The organism is Burkholderia seminalis (genome assembly GCF_001718535.1).
Taxonomy (GTDB): domain Bacteria; phylum Pseudomonadota; class Gammaproteobacteria; order Burkholderiales; family Burkholderiaceae; genus Burkholderia; species Burkholderia seminalis.
The window spans coordinates 1,129,992-1,148,130 of the sequence record NZ_CP013398.1 but is presented as its reverse complement, the minus strand read 5'-3'; the positions used below and the strand labels follow the sequence as shown (position 1 = coordinate 1,148,130).

The following is an 18,139-nucleotide window of genomic DNA, read 5'->3' as shown; positions in this document are numbered from 1 at the left end:
GGTGGCACGAAGGCGGGCCGTCGCGGCCCGCCGCCAGCCGGTCAGCGCAGGCTGACCGACGCGCCGCCGGCCGTCAGCGCCTTCATCGCGGCGCCGCCGACGGCCGCGCCGAACTTGCGCGCGACGCGGTTCGTCAGGCTTTCCTTCACCGTGTAATCGACGAGGTCCGGCGCCTTCAGCACGTCGCGCGCGACCGTGTCGGTGGTGCCGTAGCCGTCGGCGAGCCCGAGCTCGACGCTCTTCTCGCCCGTCCAGAACAGCCCCGAGAACAGGTCGGGTGTCTCGTGCAGCCGCTTGCCGCGGCCATCCTTCACGGCCTTGATGAACTGCGCGTGCACCTGGTCGAGCAGCGCCTGCGCGTGCGCGTCCATCTTCGGCGTCTCCGGCGAGAACGGATCGTAGAAGCCCTTGTTTTCACCCGACGTATGCAGGCGGCGCTCGACGCCGAGCTTGCCCATCAGCCCGGTGAAGCCGAAACCGTCCATCAGCACGCCGATCGACCCAACGATGCTCGCCTTGTCGACGAAGATCTTGTCGGCCGCGGCCGCGATGTAATAGCCGCCCGATGCGCACATGTCGGTCACGACGACGTACAGCGGCTTGTCCGGATGCTTCGCGCGCAGCCGCCGGATCTCGTCGTAGACCATCCCGGCCTGCACGGGGCTGCCGCCCGGGCTGTTGATCCGCAGCACGACACCGACCGTGCCGTCGTCGTCGAACGCGGCGTCGAGCGCCGTGTTGATGTCCTCGGCGTTCGCGTTGACGCCGGCCGCGATCTCGCCGTCGATCGTCACGAGCGCCGTGTGCCGCCCGCTCGACGAGAACTTCGAATCGCTCGAGAAATCGATCAGCGCGAACGCAAGCAGCACGAACACGCCGAGGAACGCGAAGCGGAAGAAGATTTTCCAGCGCCGCGCCGCGCGCTGCTCCTTGACGGCCGCGAGCGCGATCCGTTCGAGCGCCGCGCGCTCCCAGTTCGGTTCACGGCTGTCGGGACGGGAGGAGGATTCCGGGGAATTCGGTTGGTCGGCCATGCAGTGGTGTCGTCAGTCGGTCGTGGCGGAAGTGGCGGGATGCAGGTCGGCATCCGGCACCCAGAATACCGCACGGCCGTCGGGCGTGTCCCGTTCGTCGACCTCGACCGGGCGCAAGCGGCCGCCGCGGCACGGGCCGCCGACACACTTGCCGGTATCCGGCGCATAGATCGCGCCGTGCGTCGCGCACATCAGGTAAAGGCCCGACGACTCGAAGAACTGCCCTTCGGCCCAGTCGAGCTCCATCGGCACATGCGCGCAGCGGTTCAGGTAGCCGTACGCGCGGCCGTCGTAGCGCACGAAGAACACGACGGCCTGCTCGCCGCGCAGCGTCGCGTCGACGCGCACGCCGGCGCCGCCGTCGGCCAGCGCATCCGATGCGCACACGCGCACGGCGTCCGGCGCCGCGCTCATGCGTGCTCCCTCAGCCATTCGGCCAGCGCACCGACATCGGGCGCGACGAAGCGAGGCGCGAGCGCCGCCAGCGCATCGGCCGTATGCGCGCCATACGCGACACCGACACCGGCCGCCCCGGCGCTCGCGGCCATCTGCAGGTCGTGCGTCGTATCGCCGATCATCACGGTGCGCGCCAGATCCTGCCCCAATTCCCGCGACAATTCGTGCAGCATCGCCGGGTGCGGTTTCGAGAACGTCTCGTCCGCGCAGCGCGTCGCGTCGAACAGGCTCGTCAGCTTCGACTGGTCGAGCACGCGGTTCAGCCCCACCCGCCCCTTGCCGGTCGCCACCGCGAGCAGGTAGCCCGTGTCGCGCAGCTCGGCGAGCAGTTCGCGCACGCCGGCGAACAGCTCGATGCGCTGGTCGTCGAGCAGATAGTGATAGCGGTAGCGCTCGGCGAGCCTCGCGTACTCGGACGGATCGAGGGTCGGAGCGGTAATCTGCAGCGCGTCGCGCAGGCCGAGGCCGATCACGTAGCGCGACGCCTCGTCGGACGGCGTGGGCAGGCCGAGATCGCGGCACGCGGCCTGGATGCTGTGCGCGATGTGCGCAGTCGAATCCATCAGCGTGCCGTCCCAGTCGAAGACGATCAGGTCAAATTGCTGTCGAGCCATGCGGTTCAGGCGGTATCGCGCAGTGCGCTGAGTTGATCGAGGAAGCGCCGGCATTCGTCCGGCAGCGGCGCGTCGAACTGCAGCGCCTCGCCGGTCAGCGGATGCGCAAGCCGCAGCCGGTGCGCATGCAGGAACATCCGCTTCAGTGACGGTTGCGCGTTCGCGCGCGCCAGCGCCTTGTTCAGTGCGAAATCGCCATACTTGGCGTCGCCGGCGATCGGCAGGCCGAGATGCGCGAGGTGCACGCGGATCTGATGGGTCCGACCCGTTTTGAGTTCCGCCTCGACGAGCACATAGTCGGACCAGCGGTCGACGAGGTTGAACACCGTATGCGACGCCAGCCCGTCGTCCTGCACGCGCACGCGGCGCTCCCCTTCCGGGGTCGAATACTTGAACAGCGGCGCCTTGACCGCGCGGCGGCGGCCCCAGTCGGGCTGCCATTCGCCGTGCGCGCACGCGAAGTAACGCTTGTCCATCCGGTTCTCGCGGATCTGTTCGTGCAGGCCGACCAGCGCCGTGCGCTTTTTCGCGAGCATCAGGATCCCGGACGTCTCGCGGTCGAGCCGGTGCACGAGTTCGAGGAATTTCGCGCGCGGGCGCGCCTGGCGCATCTGCTCGATCACGCCGAACGCGACGCCGCTGCCGCCGTGCACGGCGACGCCGGCCGGCTTGTCGATGACGAGCATCGCGTCGTCCTCGTACAGCACGTCGAAATTCGCGGGCGGCACGACCGGCGTGTCGGCGCGCGCCAGGTCGGCTGCCGCCACCCGTACGGGCGGCACGCGGACGATGTCGCCCAGCGCCAGGCGGTACTGCGCATCGATCCGGCCCTTGTTCACGCGCACTTCGCCGCTGCGGAGGATCCGGTAAATATGGCTTTTCGGCACGCCTTTACAGACGCGCAACAGGAAGTTGTCGATACGCTGACCGGCCGAGTTTTCGTCGATCTCGATCATCGATACCTGGCCGCTTGCGACCGAATTCTGGGATATTTTGCCTAACTCATTCATACTGAATATAATTTTGCCCAGCCTGACGTTGTGGGTGGCCTGACCGGCCGGCCCCGGCTGAATCGGGCAAGGCGCAAGCGCAAACCGTTATTTTACTTGCGCCGGGGGTCCGCTGCTCACCCCTAATCAAAGAGATGCAGCAAGTTGCACGCACGGCGCCGCCCGTCGGCAAGGATCGCGCCCACAGGCGGATTCGGTCGGCAAGGCGCCGCGGTAACGGAAAGTTGGTTGAAAAGAATTTGATCGGCAGCCCGACGGCGCGAAGTGCGTCCGCAGGCTGCCGGTTGCGAAAATTACGGCGTTGCGCCCGATTTGGTCCCGCGAAGCGTGCGGGACTTGGCGACGTCAAACCAGGGAAGTACACCCCAAGCGGGAAAGTCGGGCTGGATTCGATACTCCCCGCTGCGGCCCAAGCCGCAGCATCTGCCGCCCGTCGGCGCGCGCGACGCATTGTGCGCGCCCGTGGCAATGCCCGGACTCAGGCTTAGCGCGCTTTTGCAGCGTGCGGTGTGTGAACGCCGTGCTTTGAAGCCGTATTCGCAGGTGCCCTATGGCCGCCGGCTCCGTCTTTCGGGCCCAAGCGCCTCTTCAGGCAATTCTCCCCGCCATCGTTCCCGCTCCAGCGTGCTCGTGACAACACAACAAGGTGCGGCCTGCCGTCGTTCCCGCCCTCGCGACTGACAACCGCGAGGCGCCGGCAGCGGAGCCGCCTGGAGCCGTTCATGAAACGCATGCTGTTCAATGCGACGCAGCAGGAGGAGCTGCGCGTCGCCATCGTCGATGGGCAAAAGCTCATCGACATCGACATCGAGACAGCCGGGCGCGAACAGCGCAAAGGCAATATCTACAAAGGTGTCATCACCCGTATCGAGCCTTCGCTCGAGGCGTGCTTCGTCAACTACGGCGAAGACCGCCACGGCTTCCTGCCGTTCAAGGAAGTCGCCCGCCAGTACTTCAAGGAAGGCATCGACATGCGCTCCGCGCGCATCCAGGATGCCCTGCGCGAAGGCCAGGAGCTGATCGTCCAGGTCGAGAAGGAAGAGCGTGGCAACAAGGGCGCCGCCCTCACCACCTTCATCTCGCTCGCCGGCCGTTACCTCGTGCTAATGCCGAACAATCCGCGCGGCGGCGGCGTGTCGCGCCGGATCGAGGGCGACGAGCGCCAGGAACTGCGCGAAACGATGGCGCAACTGCAGATCCCGGACGGCATGAGCATGATCGCCCGTACCGCGGGCATCGGCCGCAGCGCCGAGGAACTGCAGTGGGACCTGAACTACCTGCTGCAGCTGTGGCGCGCGATCGAAGCGGCGTCGCAAAGCGGCAATGCCGGCCAGCCGATGCTGATCTATCTGGAATCGAGCCTCGTGATCCGCGCGATCCGGGACTATTTCCAGCCCGATATCGGCGAAATCCTGATCGACACGACCGAGATCCACGATCAGGCCCGTGCGTTCATGGATATCGTGATGCCGGACAACGTGTCGAAGGTGAAGCGCTACCACGACGACGTGCCGCTGTTCTCGCGCTTCCAGATCGAGCACCAGATCGAAACCGCGTACTCGCGCACGGTGCCGCTGCCGTCGGGCGGCGCGATCGTGATCGACCACACCGAAGCGCTCGTCGCGATCGACGTGAACTCGGCGCGCGCGACCAAGGGCGCGGACATCGAGGAAACGGCGACCCGCACGAACCTCGAAGCGGCCGACGAAGTCGCCCGCCAGCTGCGCCTGCGTGACCTCGGCGGCCTGATCGTGATCGATTTCATCGACATGGAATCGGCGAAGAGCCAGCGTGAAGTCGAGCAGCGCCTGAAAGATGCGCTCAAGCACGACCGGGCGCGCGTGCAGATGGGCAAGATCTCCCGCTTCGGCCTGATGGAGCTGTCGCGCCAGCGCCTGCGTCCGGCCCTGTCGGAAGGCAGCCACGTGACCTGCCCGCGCTGTAACGGCACCGGCCACATCCGCGATACCGAATCGTCCGCGCTGCAGGTCCTGCGGATCATTCAGGAAGAAGCGATGAAGGAAAACACCGCGGCGATCCACTGCCAGGTGCCGGTCGAGGTGACCGCCTTCCTGCTCAACGAAAAGCGTCAGGAAATCAACAAGATCGAGTCGCGCTTCAAGGTCGGCATCGTGCTGATCCCGAACAAGCACCTCGATACGCCGCACTACAAGCTCGAGCGCCTGCGTCACGACGATGCGCGCCTCGACGATCCGCGCGCGTCGTGGAAGATGGCCGAGGAAGCCGCCCGCGAACTCGAGTCGGAAACCGGCTACAGCAAGCGCGCCGCGGAAGTAAAGCCGAAGCAGGAAGCCGCGGTCAAGGGCATCACGCCCGAGCGTCCGGCCCCGAGCCCGGCGCCGCAGCGCCCGGTCGAACCGGTGGCCGCGCCCGCCCCGGTTGCCCCTGTCGCCGCGGCAAGCGGCGGCTTCATCGGCTGGCTGAAGGGCCTGTTCGGCGTGGCGCCGGCACCGGCGCCCGCGCCGGTTGCTCCGGCACCGGCGAAGGAGCAGGCGGCCCGTCCGGCCCGCGAGCGGACCGAAAAGACCGAGCAGCGCGGCGGCGATCGCAATCGCAACCGCCGCGGCGGCGCGCAGCAGGCGCAAGGCGGCCGCGATCAGGCAGCGGCAGGCCGTGGCCAGCCGCAACGCCAGGAACGCGAAGGCAAGGAAGTGCGCGAACCGCGTGAAGGCCGTGAGCCGCGCGAGGGCCGTGAGCTGCGTGAAGGTCGCGAAGGTCGTGAGGGCCGCGAAGGTCGCGAGGGCCGTGGCCCGCGCGAAGGCCGCGAGCCGCGTGAAAGCCGTGAGCCGCGCGAACCGCGCGAGAACCGCGAACCGCGCGAGCGTGCCGAGCAGCCGGACGCCGTCGAGGCAACCGGCCGCGGCGAGCGCCAGGAACGCGGCGAGCGTCGCGAGCGCGGCGAGCGCCGCAAGCCGACCCAGCATGCGGCTACGCTCGAGACCGTCAACCGCGGTGAAAACCACCCGGAACCGGAAGACGACAAGGCCGTTGCGGAGGCCCTGCCCGGCGCCGATCTGGCAGCCGATGCGGAAGCCGTCGCGCGCGACGGCGAAGAGCGCCGTCGTCGCCGTCGCGGCCGCCGCGGCGGTCGTCGTGAGCGCGAAGAAGACGGCACGGTCGTCGACCAGGCCGAGCAAGGCGCGGATGGCGAAGGCGCCGTGCAAGCCGTGACGCCGGCGGCACCGGCCGCTGTCGAACCGGCCCACACGGCCGCGCCGGCAGTCGTCGCAGCCGTGGCAAGCGCGGTCGTCGTGGAAGCAGTCGTCGAGCAGCATGCTGCTCCGGCCGCTGTCGAAACCCCGGCGCCGGCACCCGTCGAAGCGGCTCCGGTCGAGCCGGCCGTCGCCGTGCAGGTCGCGGAACCGGCGCCGGTTGCACCGGCCGTCGTCGCCGAAGCCGGTCCGGCTCCGGTCGCGGTTTCGCCGACCGACGCGTTCGAAGTGCCGGCAGTCCCGGCCGCGGCCCCGGTCGCTGTCGAGGCGCCGCAGCCGGCGCCCGTCGAGCAAGCCGCGCCGGCCGTAGCGATCGAAGCCGCTCCGGTGGCAGTCGAACCGGCACCGGTCGCCGTTGCGCCGGTCGAGGTCGCCGCCGCACCGGCGCCGGCAGCCGCTCCCGCGCAACCGGCAACCGCGCCCGCTTCGGCGAGCCTGGATGCCGTGCTGGAGCAAGCCGGCCTCGTCTGGGTGAACACGGACGCCGGCAAGCTCGCTGCCGCGCAGGAAGCCGCGTCGCGGCTCCCGCGCCCGGCCCGCGTGCCGCGCGAACGCAAGGTGCTGCCGCCGGCCGATACGGCCCCGATGCAGCAGGTCGAAACGACGCATCACTAAGTCGCATCGCCCGACCAGGAAAAGCCCGCCTCCGGCGGGCTTTTTCATGTCCGCGCTGCGGGTTTCCGCCCACCGGACCCGCCGGCCGCTTGCGGCTAAAATGGAGGTCTGGTTCGCACTTCTTTCAACATGTCCCGACGCATCATTCCCCTCGCCGACGTCAGCGGGATGCCGGACGTCTCCGGCGTCGCGCATGCCCCCGACGGCACGCTGGCCGACACGCTCGCCAGGCCGCTGCGCGACCTGCGCATTTCGGTGACGGACCGCTGCAACTTCCGTTGCGTGTACTGCATGCCGCGCGCGGTCTTCGACAAGGACTACCCGTTCCTGCCGCACAGCGCCCTGCTCACGCACGAGGAGATCGAGCGCGTGGCGCGACTCTTTGTCGCACACGGCGTCGAGAAGATCCGCATCACGGGCGGCGAGCCGCTGCTGCGCAAGAATCTCGAATTCCTGATCGAGCGCCTCGCGCGCCTGACGACGCACGCCGGCCGCCCGCTCGACCTGACGCTGACCACCAACGGCTCGCTGCTCGCGCGCAAGGCGCGTGCGCTGAAGGACGCCGGGCTCACACGCGTGACGGTCAGCCTCGACGCGCTCGACGACGCGCTGTTCAAGCGCATGAACGATGCCGAGTTCGCGAGTGCCGACGTGCTCGACGGCATCTTCGCCGCGCAGGCGGCCGGCCTCGCGCCGGTCAAGGTCAACATGGTGGTGAAGCGCGGCACCAACGACAGCGAGATCCTGCCGATGGCCGAGCGTTTCCGCGGCACCGGCGTGGTCCTGCGCTTCATCGAATACATGGACGTCGGCACGTCGAACGGCTGGAACATGACCGAGGTGCTGCCGTCGGCCGACGTCGTCGCGCGGATCGCCGAACATTTCCCGCTGGTGCCGCTCGACGCGCACACGGCGGCCGAAACCGCGCAACGCTGGGGTTATGCGGACGGCAGCGGCGAGATCGGCGTGATCTCGAGCGTCACCCAGGCCTTTTGCGGCGACTGCACGCGCGCGCGGCTGTCGACCGAAGGCAAGCTGTACCTGTGCCTGTTCGCGTCGACGGGTCACGACCTGCGCGCGCTCGTGCGCGGCGGCGCGACCGACGCCGAGATCGCGACCGCGATCGCCCGCATCTGGCAGGCCCGCACCGATCGCTATTCGCAGCTGCGTGGCAGCGCATCGGCCGAGGCCATGCCCGACGGCATCGGCAAGCGTGTCGAAATGTCGTATATCGGCGGCTGACGCACGCCGCCCCGTTCCGCTTTCGCGCGATGCCCGCTTCCGCCTCCCCCTCGATCGCCGGCCTGCTGCTCGCAGGCGGGCGCGCCACGCGCATGGACGGCGTCGACAAGGGCCTGCAGTTGCTCGACGGCACGCCGCTCGCGCTGCACGTGCTGCGCCGGCTGTCGCCGCAGGTCGACGAGACGCTGATCAGCGCGAATCGCCACGCCGATCGCTATGCCGAGCTCGGCGCGCCGTTCGGCGCGCGCATCGTCGCGGACGACACAACCGACTTCCCCGGCCCGCTCGCGGGCCTGCTCGCCGGCATGCGGGTGGCGCGCGCGCCGCTCGTCGCGTGCTCGCCGTGCGATACGCCCTACCTGCCCGCCGACCTCGTCGCGCGGCTGCACGCGGCGCTCGACGCGCAACAGGCCGACATCGCGATGGCCGTGACCGTCGATGCGCAGCAGGCGCGCTCGCCGCAGCCGACGTTCGCGCTGCTGCGCACGTCGCTGGCCGACGATCTGGCCGCCCGGCTCGCGGCCGGCGACCGCAAGGTGCGTGCGTGGTACGCACGCCACAAGACGGTCGAAGTCGAGTTTCGCGACGAGCGTGCGTTTTACAATGCCAATTCCTGGCAGGATCTCGCCGCGCTGGCCCGTCGCTGACGGCGCGTCCGTGCCGCTCCCGCCCGGTGCCCGCCGCACGCGACACTCGCGCCCAGGCACCCTCCTCGCGCCACCGGCCACGAACCCGATACGCCTTGCGGCGCAGTCCGACTGATGATCACGCAATCCTCGCCCGCCTCCCGAGCCGCACCCGATTCCGATGCCCCGCTGTCGCTCGCCGACGCACAGGCACTCGCGTGCCGTTTCGCGGCGCCGGTCGACGCGTGCGACACGGTGATGCTGCGTGATGCGCTCGACCGCGTGCTCGCGGCTGACGTGAACGCACCGTTCGACATTCCCGCGTACGACAACTCGGCGATGGACGGCTACGCATTCGACGGCAGCGCCGGCGCGCCCGCGACGCCGCAGGGCGACATCGCGATGACGGTCGCCGGCACCGCGTTCGCGGGTCATCCGTTCGATGGCGCCGTGGCAACCGGCTCGTGCGTGCGCATCATGACGGGCGCGCCGATGCCGGCCGGATGCGACACGGTGATTCCGCAGGAACGCGTGCGCGTCGACGGCGACACGATCCGTTTCGGCGCGCACGAAGTCTCGCGCGGCGCGAACTGCCGCAAGGCCGGCGAGGATCTCGCGCGCGGCGCCTGTGCGCTCGCCGCGGGCCGCATTCTGCGCCCGTCGGATCTCGGCCTGCTCGCCTCGTTCGGCGTCACCGACGTCACGGTGCGCCGCCGCGTGCGCGTCGCCGTGTTCTCGACCGGTGACGAGCTGCGCGAACCCGGTGAACCGCTCGCCCGCGGCGCGCTGTACGACAGCAATCGCGGCATGCTGATCGCGATGCTGGAAAGGCTGCATGTCGACGCGCTCGATCTCGGGATCGTCCGCGACGACCCGGCCGCGCTCGAAGCCGCGTTGCGCGACGCCATCGACGCGCAGGCCGACGCGGTGATCACGTCGGGCGGCGTCTCGGTCGGGGAAGCCGACTTCACGCGTGACGTGATGGCAAAACTCGGCGACGTGACGTTCGCGAGCCTCGCGCTGCGGCCCGGCCGGCCGCTCGCCTGCGGCACGCTCGCGCGTGCGGCCGGCGGCACCGGTCACGCGCTCTTCTTCGGGCTGCCCGGCAATCCGGTCGCGTCGGCCGTGACGTTCTACGCGATCGTGCGCCCGGCGCTGCTGACGCTGGCCGGCGCGCGGACGCCGCCGCCGGCGACGTACCCGGCGCTCAGCACGCAGGCATTGAAGAAGCGCCCCGGCCGCACCGAATACCTGCGCGGCATCGCGACACGCTCCGCCGACGGCCGCTGGCACGTCACGCCGGCCGGCTCGCAGAGTTCCGCCTCGTTGAGCGGCCTCGCGGCCGCCAACTGTTTCATCGTCCTGGGCCACGATACCGCGGCAGTCGACGCGGGCACCCCGGTCGACATCCTGCCGCTCGACGGCCTGATCTGAATTCCACTATCGGTATATTTCTACGGGGGCAATCCGCACATGAAGAAACAAATCTCGTCGATCGCCGCGGGGCAGACCGCAAAGGCGCTGATCCTCGTGTATCTGACGTTCAGCGTGCCGATCGTGCTGCTCGGCATTCTCGTCGCGTACATCCGCTACGGGATGGTCGAACTGAGCACGATCCTGAGCGCACTGCTGCTGAACGCCATTCTCGGCTTCGTGCTGCTGTGGATCGCCTGCCACGCGTACAACTGGGTCGCGTCGCGCTTCGGCGGCATCGAGATCGTGCTGTCCGATCCGCCGGAGGAAGCGTGAGCGGCACGCCGCTGATCCGCGCGGCCGAAACACGCGACGTCGGCGCGATCCTCGCGCTGATGCGCGAACTGGCCGCGTTCGAAAAGCTCACGGATCTGTTCGTCGCGACCGAGGCCGATCTCGCCGATGCGTTGTTCGGCGAACACCCCGCCGCCGAAGCGCGGGTGGCCGAGCACGACGGTGCGATCGTCGCGTATGCACTGTTCTTCCACAACTATTCGACGTTCCTCGGCCGTCGCGGCCTCTACCTCGAGGATCTGTACGTGCAGCCGTCGCAGCGCGGCACGGGCCTCGGCACCGCGATGCTGCGTCATCTCGCGGCCCTGGCCGTCGAGCGCCGTTGCGCTCGCTTCGAATGGTCGGTCCTCGACTGGAACCAGCCCGCGATCGATTTCTACGAGAAAATGGGCGCGACCGTGCTGCCCGAATGGCGCATCGTCCGCGTCACGGGCGACGCGCTGGGTACACTCGCCGGACAATGAGCGCGGGCCGGACGCGCCGGTGGTCGCTTCAGAAACTGCTTCAACGGAAAACGGGCGCCTCGGCGCCCGTTTTTTCGTCCCGCTTGCTGTGGGCGACTCACGTCATGCGTCGTCCGCATCGGCGCCGTCAGCACCTTCCGCACCGAGCAGCCCGGCCGCCGTATCGCCCGGCAGCGCCTCGACCTGCTTCAGCTTGCGACTCATCACGCGCGTGCGCTGCTCGGCCGCCTCGATCGAACGCGTGACCGTTTCGAGCTGCGACTTCGTGCGCGCGAGCACGTCGCCGAACTTGCCGAATTCCGTCTTGACCGCGCCGAGCACCTGCCACACCTCGCTCGAGCGCTGCTCGATCGCGAGCGTGCGGAACCCCATCTGCAGGCTGTTGAGCAGCGCGGTGAGCGTCGTCGGCCCGGCAATCGTCACGCGATAGTCGCGCTGCAGCAGGTCGGTCAGTCCGGGGCGGCGCAGAATCTCCGCGTAAAGCCCTTCCGTCGGCAAAAACAGGAGCGCGAAATCGGTCGTGTGCGGCGGCGCGACGTATTTCTCGGCGATCGTGCGCGCTTCCAGCCGCACGCGCGTCTCGAGCGCACGGGCCGCCTCCTCGACGGCCACCACGTCGGCGCGCTCCTGCGCATCGATCAGCCGCTCGTAGTCTTCGCGCGGGAATTTCGCATCGATCGGCAGCCACACGGGCGGCGCATCGCGCGTACCGGCGTCGCGCCCCGGCAACCGGATCGCGAATTCGACGCGCTCGGTGCTCTTCGGCACCGTTGCGACGTTCTTCGCGTACTGGTCGGGCGTCAGCATCTGTTCGAGCAACGCCTCGAGCTGCACTTCGCCCCAGGTGCCGCGCGTCTTCACGTTGGTCAGCACCTTCTTCAGGTCGCCGACGCCGGCCGCGAGCGTCTGCATTTCGCCGAGCCCGCGATGGACCTGTTCGAGCCGGTCCGACACGAGCTTGAACGATTCGCCGAGCCGCTGCTCGAGCGTCGCATGCAGTTTCTCGTCGACGGTACGGCGCATCTCCTCGAGTTTCGCCGCGTTGTTGGTCTCGATTTCCTTCAGCCGTTGTTCGAGCGTCGCGCGCACCTCGCCGATCCGGCGGTCGTTCGCCTCGGTCAGTTGCGTGAGTTGCCGGTTCAACGTGTCGCCGAACAGCCGGAGCGCGCCCGTCTGCTCTTCGCGCGCCTGCTGCGCCTGGCGCTGCACGCTCTCGCGCATCGCGTCGAATTGCTGCGCATTGCCGGCGACGAGCTTGCCGAGCTGCTGCGCGAAACCCTCGATCTGGTTGTTCTGTACGGTCGCCACGCTCGTCAGCTGCGCGGCGAGCGTCTGCTGAAGCTGCGCGAAACTGCCGGCCAGCTCGGTGCGCGAGCCGCGCGCACTCTCGACGATCTCCCCGCGCAATTCGCGTTCGAGCCGCTCGACCGCGCGCGCCTGCGCGTGCGCGGCGTCCTCGATCTGGTCGCCGAGTACGGCCGCGTCGTCGTGACGGCCGCCGCCGCGCACGAGCGCGACGATCGCCACCGCGAGCGCGACGGCCAGCACGACGACCGCCGCAAGCAACAACGTCATCGTCATGCGCGCGGCTTCCCGATCACGTCAGGGTTGATCGGATTCGGCGGCTGACCGGCGCGCGGCCCCTCGCCCAGTGCGGCGATCAGGTTGTCGGCGGCGAGGTTCGCCATCGCGCGGCGCGTCTGTTCGGTCGCGCTCGCGATATGCGGCGTCAGCACGACGTTCGGCACCTCGAGCAGCGCCGGATGCACGGTCGGCTCGCCCTCGTACACGTCGAGGCCGGCCGCGGCGATCGTCCCGTCACGCAGCGCGGCAGCCAGCGCCGCGTCGTCGACGATCCCGCCGCGCGCGATGTTGGTCAGCGTCGCGGTGGGCTTCATCTTCGCGAGCTCGGCCGCACCGATCGTATGATGGTTCTCCTTCGTGTACGGCAGCACGAGCACGACGTGATCGGCGCGTGCGAGCAGCGCATCCTTCGACACGTACTCGGCGTTCAGTTCGGCCTCGATCTCGGGCGCGACTCGCGAACGATTGTGATAGATCACCTGCATCCCGAAGCCGCGCGCGCGGCGCGCGAGCGCCTGGCCGATGCGGCCCATCCCGATGACGCCGAGCGTCGAGCCGTAGATGTCGGAGCCGAGAAAACCGTCGTACGCCCACTTCCGCCAGTGACCGGCGCGCAACCAGTGCTCGGATTCGGCGATCCGGCGCGCGGCGGCCATCATCAGCGCCCAGCCGAAATCGGCGGTCGACTCGTTCAGTACGTCGGGCGTATTGGTGCCGAGCACGTTCGCCGCGTTGAACGCGGCCATGTCGAAGTTGTTGTAGCCGACCGCCATGTTCGCCACGACGCGCAGGCGCGGGGCTGCCGCGAGCGTCGCCGCGCCGACCGGGTCGCCGGCCGTCAGCGCGCCGTCCTTGTCGGCCAGACGCGCGGCGAGCGCATCGGGCGCGAGCGCGTCGCCGTCGTTCCAGTCGACGTCGAAATACTGCTTGAGCCGTTCGATCACGTCCGGAAAGATCGGACGCGCGACCAGGATCTTCTGCATCGCCATCTCCGTATGCCGCGAGCCGGTCGCGGCGCGCGCCGCGCCGCCGGGACCACCCGCGCTGGGTTGAAAGTCGTCAGGTTACGCCGGGAAGAAAATCAGCGACGTCAGCAGGAACACCGGGACCAGAATCACGAGTGCCCAGCCGAGGTACGCGAAGAAGCTCGGCATCTTCACGCCGCGCGACTCCGCGATCGCCTTCACCATGAAGTTCGGCGCGTTGCCGATATAACTGTTCGCGCCCATGAACACCGCACCCGCGGAAATCGCCGCGAGCGTCGATGCGCCCGTCGTCATCAGCGCCTGCGCATCGCCGCCCGCGAGGTTGAAGAACACGAGATACGTCGGCGCGTTGTCGAGGAACGACGACAGGATGCCCGTCGCCCAGAAGTACATCGCGTCGATCGGCTTGCCGTCCGGCCCCGTGACGAGATGGACGATCTGTGCGAACGCGCCGTCCGAGCCCGCGCGCAGGATCACGATGACCGGCGCGATCGTCACGAAGATCCCGGCAAACAGCTTCGCGACTTCCTCGATCGGCGCCCAGTTGAATGCGTTGCCCTCGCGCGCGGAACGCGGGGTGAGCGCGAGCGACGCGAGCGTCACCAGCACGAGCGCGACATCGCGCACGAGATTCTGCAGCGCGACGTGCGTGCCCCACACGTCGAACGCGATGCCCGGTTTCCACACGCCGCTCATCAGCACGAGCGCGATCACGGCCGCGAGCAGCACGAAGTTGATCTTGCCGTCGATCGACAGTGCGGCGCCGTCGGGCGTCGGGTCGAGTGCGGCCGGCCGCTCCTCGCCGCCCTTCCGGTAGAAGTACGTATCGAGCGCGAAGAACAGCGTCAGCAGCACGACGCAGATGAACAGCATCGGCAGCGCGAGATGGGTCGTCGTCCAGAAGAAGCTCACGCCGTTCAGGAAGCCGAGGAACAGCGGCGGATCGCCGAGCGGCGACAGCGAGCCGCCCGCATTCGCGACGAGGAAGATGAAGAAGATCACGACGTGCACGACGTGCTTGCGGTTGTCGTTCGCGCGCAGGAGCGGCCGGATCAGCAGCATCGCGGCGCCCGTCGTGCCCATCACGCTCGCGAGCAGCGTGCCGAGCGCGAGGATCGCGGTGTTCAGCTTCGGCGAGCCGTGCAGGTTGCCGTTCACGCAGATGCCGCCCGCGACCGTATAGAGCGCGGTGAGCAGCACGATGAACGGAATGTATTCCTCGAGCAGCGCATGCACGAGCGTGCCGAACGCGGTGCCCGCGCCGAACGCGACCGCGAACGGGACCAGGAACACGACCGCCCAGCCGGCCGCGATCTTGCCGAAGTGGTGATGCCAGAACACCGGCGCGACGAGCGGGAACAGTGCGATCGACAGCAGGATCCCGGCGAACGGGATGCCCCAGAGTGCGGACAGTGCGGCACCGTCGAGCGTGGCGGCCGATGCAAGCGCGGGCGCCGCGCCAAGCGCGATTCCCGACGCCATGCCTGCCCAAGCGGCATGTCGTTTCATGCAGAACTTCCTTGTTCGAGTGGTAGCGGATGCAGCGGGCGCGTCATGCGCCGCGTACGACGATCACATGCACGCGATACGGGCCGTGCGCGCCCAGGACGATGGTCTGCTCGATGTCGCCCGTGCGCGACGGGCCCGACACGAAGTTGACCGCGCGCGGCAATTCGCCGCGCTCCGCGCGAATCAGCGCGAACGCGTCCTCATGCCCGGCGACGATCCGCGAAGCCGGTACGAGCGCGATGTGCGTTTCCGGCAGCAGGCCGGCCGATGCATAGGTGTCGGGGCCGGACAGCAGCACCAGCGAACCCGTTTCGGCGGTCGCGCAAAAGCAGCCGGTAAGGCCGACGAGATCGCCGTCGCGCGGCTTGCGGCACTCGACCGACAGGCCGGCGCCGGCCCAGTCGAGATCGGCCAGCGTGCGCCACGCGACGGCCTGCGCCGGCAGCCCGTGAGCGGAAAGATAGCGGGCGGCGGCGGCAGGCGCGTCGGCCAGCGTCGCGACTTCGTCGACCGTGGTCGACAGGCGCGCGGCTTCGTCGACGAAGGCGGCGACGAGGTCGGCCGGCGCCGGCGGGCGCGGGCCCGGCGGATGACGCGCGAGATAGTCGGCGACGCCGTCGCGCTCCGCTGCGTCGGGTTCGGCCGCGCGCCCCTGCGCCGCGCGGATGCGCGCGAGGATCTGGCGACGGGCAGCGGAAGTGTCCATGAACGGTCCTCGTGACGTTGGCGTGCAATACCGTCCGATTATACCGGCCGCCCCTGCCGCCACGCACCTTCGGCCGAACGGCCGGCGCTCACTTCGACGCGTCTTCCTCGACCGGCTGCGCGATGCCGAACACCTGGCGCAGGTACGCGAGATACGCCTTGTCGTCGCACATGCTCTTGCCCGGCGAGTCCGACAGCTTCGCGACCGGCTGGCCGTTGCAGCGCACCATCTTGATCACGATCTGCAGCGGCACGTAGCCGAGATCGTTGGTGAGGTTCGTGCCGACGCCGAACGCGAGCTTGCAGCGCCCGCGGAACCGTTCGTACAACTGCATGACCTTCGGGATGTCGAGCGCGTCGGAGAACACGAGCACCTTGGTGCGCGGGTCGCAGCGGTTCGCCTCGTAGTGGCGCAGCATGCGCTCGCCCCATTCGAACGGATCGCCCGAGTCGTGGCGCGCGCCGTCGAACAGCTTGCAGAAGTACATGTCGAAGTCATTCAGGAACGCATCCATCCCGTAGACGTCCGACAGCGCGATCCCGAGGTCGCCGCGATATTCCTTCGCCCACATCTCGAAACCGTAGATCTGCGAATCGCGCAGCCGCGGGCCGAGCGCCTGGCATGCCTGCAGGTACTCGTGCGCCATCGTGCCGAGCGGCGTGATGTCGTGCTTCATCGCGTACAGCACGTTGCTCGTGCCCGCGAACTGCGGGCCGAGCCCGTCGCGCAGCGTGAGCGCGACTTCCTCGTGCCAGACCTTCGAGAAACGCCGGCGCGTGCCGTAGTCGGCGATCTTGCAGTCGGCGAACTCGGGTTCCGCGCCGAGCAGCTTGATCTTCTCGCGCAGCCGCTCGCGGCCCTCGCGATAGTCCGGCTCGCGCTGGGTGTTGCGGAAATAGACTTCGTTGACGATCGCGAGCACCGGGATCTCGAACAGGATCGTGTGCAGCCACGGCCCCTCGATCACGATGTCGATCTCGCCGTTGCCCTTCGGCGACGGCGTGATCGAGATGTATTTCTCGTTCAGGTGGAACAGCGCGAGGAAGTCGACGAAATCGCTCTTGATGAAGCGCATCCGCCGCAGGTAGTCGAGTTCGACGTCGGAAAAGCGCAGCGCGCACAGGCCGCGCACCTCGTCGCGGATCTCGTCGATGTACGGCACGAGGTCGACGCCGGGCGTGCGGCACCGGAAGCGGTACTCGACGTTTGCAGCCGGAAAGTGATGCAGGACGACCTGCATCATCGTGAACTTGTAGAGATCCGTGTCGAGCAGCGAAGTGATGATCATGGTGACGGCACCGCCAATATCGAGACAGGGCACCTGCGCACCGCGCGCCGCCCGGTCAGGCGGCCATGTTACCCGAATGCGGGACCGACCATCGGGAAACCGCCCGCGGCCCTGCTCCCGTCGCGCAGGCGCGCCGCGCACGCGCCTGCGTTGCGCACCCCATAAACTAATCACGAAACGATATAAGCCGGATAGCCGACCACGCGATGCGGGTTTGGCGCTTCAGTTACAATGCCGCTTTTGGCGCAAACGCCACCCCATATATACCGCCAAGCAGGAGCGTTTTAATGACTCACGTTGTGACCGAAGGCTGCATCAAGTGCAAATACACGGATTGCGTGGATGTGTGCCCGGTGGATTGCTTCCGTGAAGGTCCCAACTTTCTCGCCATCGATCCGGACGAGTGCATCGACTGCGCCGTGTGCGTCGCCGAGTGCCCGACCAATGCGATCTATGCCGAAGAAGACGTTCCGGGCGACCAGCAGCAGTTCACCGAGCTGAACGCCGAGCTGGCCAAGAACTGGCCGTCGATCACCAAGACCAAGCCGGCACCGGCCGACGCGGACGAGTGGAAGGACGTGCAGGAGAAGCTGCACCTGCTCGAGCGCTGATCGCGCGGCGGCCGCAGAAATTTTTTTGTAGATCGCGGCCCGAAGGTATTGACAGGTTAGCGACCACTCCATACAATCTCGTTTCTCTGCTGTTGTTGTTTGTTCCCCGATAGCTCAGTCGGTAGAGCGCCGGACTGTTAATCCGTAGGTCCCTGGTTCGAGCCCAGGTCGGGGAGCCAAAAACACGAAGGCCCGTTGAAAGTGGACGGGTTTTTTGTTGGAAACAACGCACGCAGATGTACCGATTTATTCCCCGATAGCTCAGTCGGTAGAGCGCCGGACTGTTAATCCGTAGGTCCCTGGTTCGAGCCCAGGTCGGGGAGCCAAACAATGAAAGGCCCGTCATTCGACGGGCCTTTTGTTTTTCCGGCCACCCTTCCGCGTTTCCGCCGTT

General features: G+C 68.2%; 16 protein-coding genes and 2 tRNA genes. 9 read left to right on the top strand and 9 right to left on the bottom strand.

What is annotated here, in order from left to right:
* Positions 1-41: 41 nt before the first annotated feature.
* Genes WJ12_RS05210 through WJ12_RS05195 form a run of 4 tightly spaced genes read right to left on the bottom strand, consistent with a single transcriptional unit; the run spans position 42 to position 3,114 of the window.
* Positions 42-1,034, bottom strand: coding sequence for a S49 family peptidase (locus WJ12_RS05210; RefSeq protein ID WP_049030457.1), 993 nt, complete (start codon positions 1,032-1,034; stop codon positions 42-44).
* Positions 1,035-1,046: 12 nt separating this feature from the next.
* Positions 1,047-1,448 carry a Rieske (2Fe-2S) protein gene (locus WJ12_RS05205; RefSeq protein WP_049030459.1) on the bottom strand — a complete coding sequence of 134 codons (402 nt, stop codon included), beginning with the start codon at positions 1,446-1,448 and terminating at the stop codon, positions 1,047-1,049.
* The gene (locus tag WJ12_RS05200) at positions 1,445-2,104 is read right to left on the bottom strand and encodes an HAD-IA family hydrolase (RefSeq protein WP_049030461.1); all 660 of its coding nucleotides are present in this window, start codon (positions 2,102-2,104) and stop codon (positions 1,445-1,447) included. The genes WJ12_RS05205 and WJ12_RS05200 overlap by 4 nt, the downstream gene beginning before the upstream one ends.
* A 5-nt stretch (positions 2,105-2,109) precedes the next feature.
* Positions 2,110-3,114, bottom strand: a complete 1,005-nt coding sequence (locus WJ12_RS05195; protein WP_034186489.1) for an RluA family pseudouridine synthase — start codon at positions 3,112-3,114, stop codon at positions 2,110-2,112.
* Positions 3,115-3,836: 722 nt separating this feature from the next.
* Here WJ12_RS05195 and WJ12_RS05190 point away from each other — a divergent pair.
* From WJ12_RS05190 to WJ12_RS05165, 6 genes are all read left to right on the top strand, one after another.
* Entirely contained in the window at positions 3,837-6,962 is a 3,126-nt protein-coding gene (locus WJ12_RS05190; RefSeq protein WP_069245554.1) for an Rne/Rng family ribonuclease, read from the top strand.
* 129 nt (positions 6,963-7,091) lie between these two features.
* The gene (gene moaA / locus WJ12_RS05185; protein WP_069245553.1) at positions 7,092-8,204 is read left to right on the top strand and encodes a GTP 3',8-cyclase MoaA; all 1,113 of its coding nucleotides are present in this window, start codon (positions 7,092-7,094) and stop codon (positions 8,202-8,204) included.
* Between the two features lie 29 nt (positions 8,205-8,233).
* A complete protein-coding gene (gene mobA / locus WJ12_RS05180) occupies positions 8,234-8,851 on the top strand; it encodes a molybdenum cofactor guanylyltransferase MobA (protein WP_059560716.1) in 618 nt (205 codons plus the stop codon).
* A 114-nt stretch (positions 8,852-8,965) separates the two neighbouring features.
* Positions 8,966-10,264: a molybdopterin molybdotransferase MoeA gene (gene moeA / locus WJ12_RS05175; protein WP_059560718.1), complete on the top strand. Its 1,299-nt coding sequence runs from the start codon at positions 8,966-8,968 to the stop codon at positions 10,262-10,264.
* A gap of 39 nt (positions 10,265-10,303) precedes the next feature.
* Positions 10,304-10,579: a hypothetical protein gene (locus WJ12_RS05170; protein WP_006476519.1), complete on the top strand. Its 276-nt coding sequence runs from the start codon at positions 10,304-10,306 to the stop codon at positions 10,577-10,579.
* Positions 10,576-11,061 carry a GNAT family N-acetyltransferase gene (locus tag WJ12_RS05165; protein WP_034186484.1) on the top strand — a complete coding sequence of 162 codons (486 nt, stop codon included), beginning with the start codon at positions 10,576-10,578 and terminating at the stop codon, positions 11,059-11,061. Before WJ12_RS05170 ends, WJ12_RS05165 begins: the two co-directional genes overlap by 4 nt.
* A gap of 102 nt (positions 11,062-11,163) precedes the next feature.
* On the opposite strand, the gene WJ12_RS05160 is transcribed toward WJ12_RS05165, so the two are convergent.
* The 5 genes from WJ12_RS05160 to pncB all read right to left on the bottom strand — a co-directional run bounded on the left by WJ12_RS05160 (position 11,164) and on the right by pncB (position 17,134).
* Positions 11,164-12,642 (bottom strand): DNA recombination protein RmuC, encoded by a 1,479-nt coding sequence (locus tag WJ12_RS05160; RefSeq protein ID WP_049034188.1) that lies wholly within the window; start codon positions 12,640-12,642, stop codon positions 11,164-11,166.
* Positions 12,639-13,628, bottom strand: coding sequence for a 2-hydroxyacid dehydrogenase (locus WJ12_RS05155; protein WP_034186752.1), 990 nt, complete (start codon positions 13,626-13,628; stop codon positions 12,639-12,641). Before WJ12_RS05155 ends, WJ12_RS05160 begins: the two co-directional genes overlap by 4 nt.
* Before the next feature lie 81 nt (positions 13,629-13,709).
* The gene (locus tag WJ12_RS05150; protein ID WP_059560721.1) at positions 13,710-15,140 is read right to left on the bottom strand and encodes a sodium:proton antiporter; all 1,431 of its coding nucleotides are present in this window, start codon (positions 15,138-15,140) and stop codon (positions 13,710-13,712) included.
* A gap of 43 nt (positions 15,141-15,183) precedes the next feature.
* Positions 15,184-15,846, bottom strand: a complete 663-nt coding sequence (locus WJ12_RS05145; protein WP_059560724.1) for a LutC/YkgG family protein — start codon at positions 15,844-15,846, stop codon at positions 15,184-15,186.
* A gap of 88 nt (positions 15,847-15,934) precedes the next feature.
* Positions 15,935-17,134, bottom strand: coding sequence for a nicotinate phosphoribosyltransferase (gene pncB / locus WJ12_RS05140; protein ID WP_034186480.1), 1,200 nt, complete (start codon positions 17,132-17,134; stop codon positions 15,935-15,937).
* 287 nt (positions 17,135-17,421) lie between these two features.
* Between pncB and fdxA the strand changes: the two genes are divergently transcribed.
* From fdxA to WJ12_RS05125, 3 genes are all read left to right on the top strand, one after another.
* Entirely contained in the window at positions 17,422-17,745 is a 324-nt protein-coding gene (fdxA, locus tag WJ12_RS05135) for a ferredoxin FdxA (RefSeq protein WP_006753067.1), read from the top strand.
* 103 nt (positions 17,746-17,848) lie between these two features.
* Positions 17,849-17,924 (top strand) — tRNA-Asn (locus WJ12_RS05130).
* A gap of 71 nt (positions 17,925-17,995) precedes the next feature.
* Positions 17,996-18,071 (top strand) — tRNA-Asn (locus WJ12_RS05125).
* Positions 18,072-18,139: the final 68 nt, after the last annotated feature.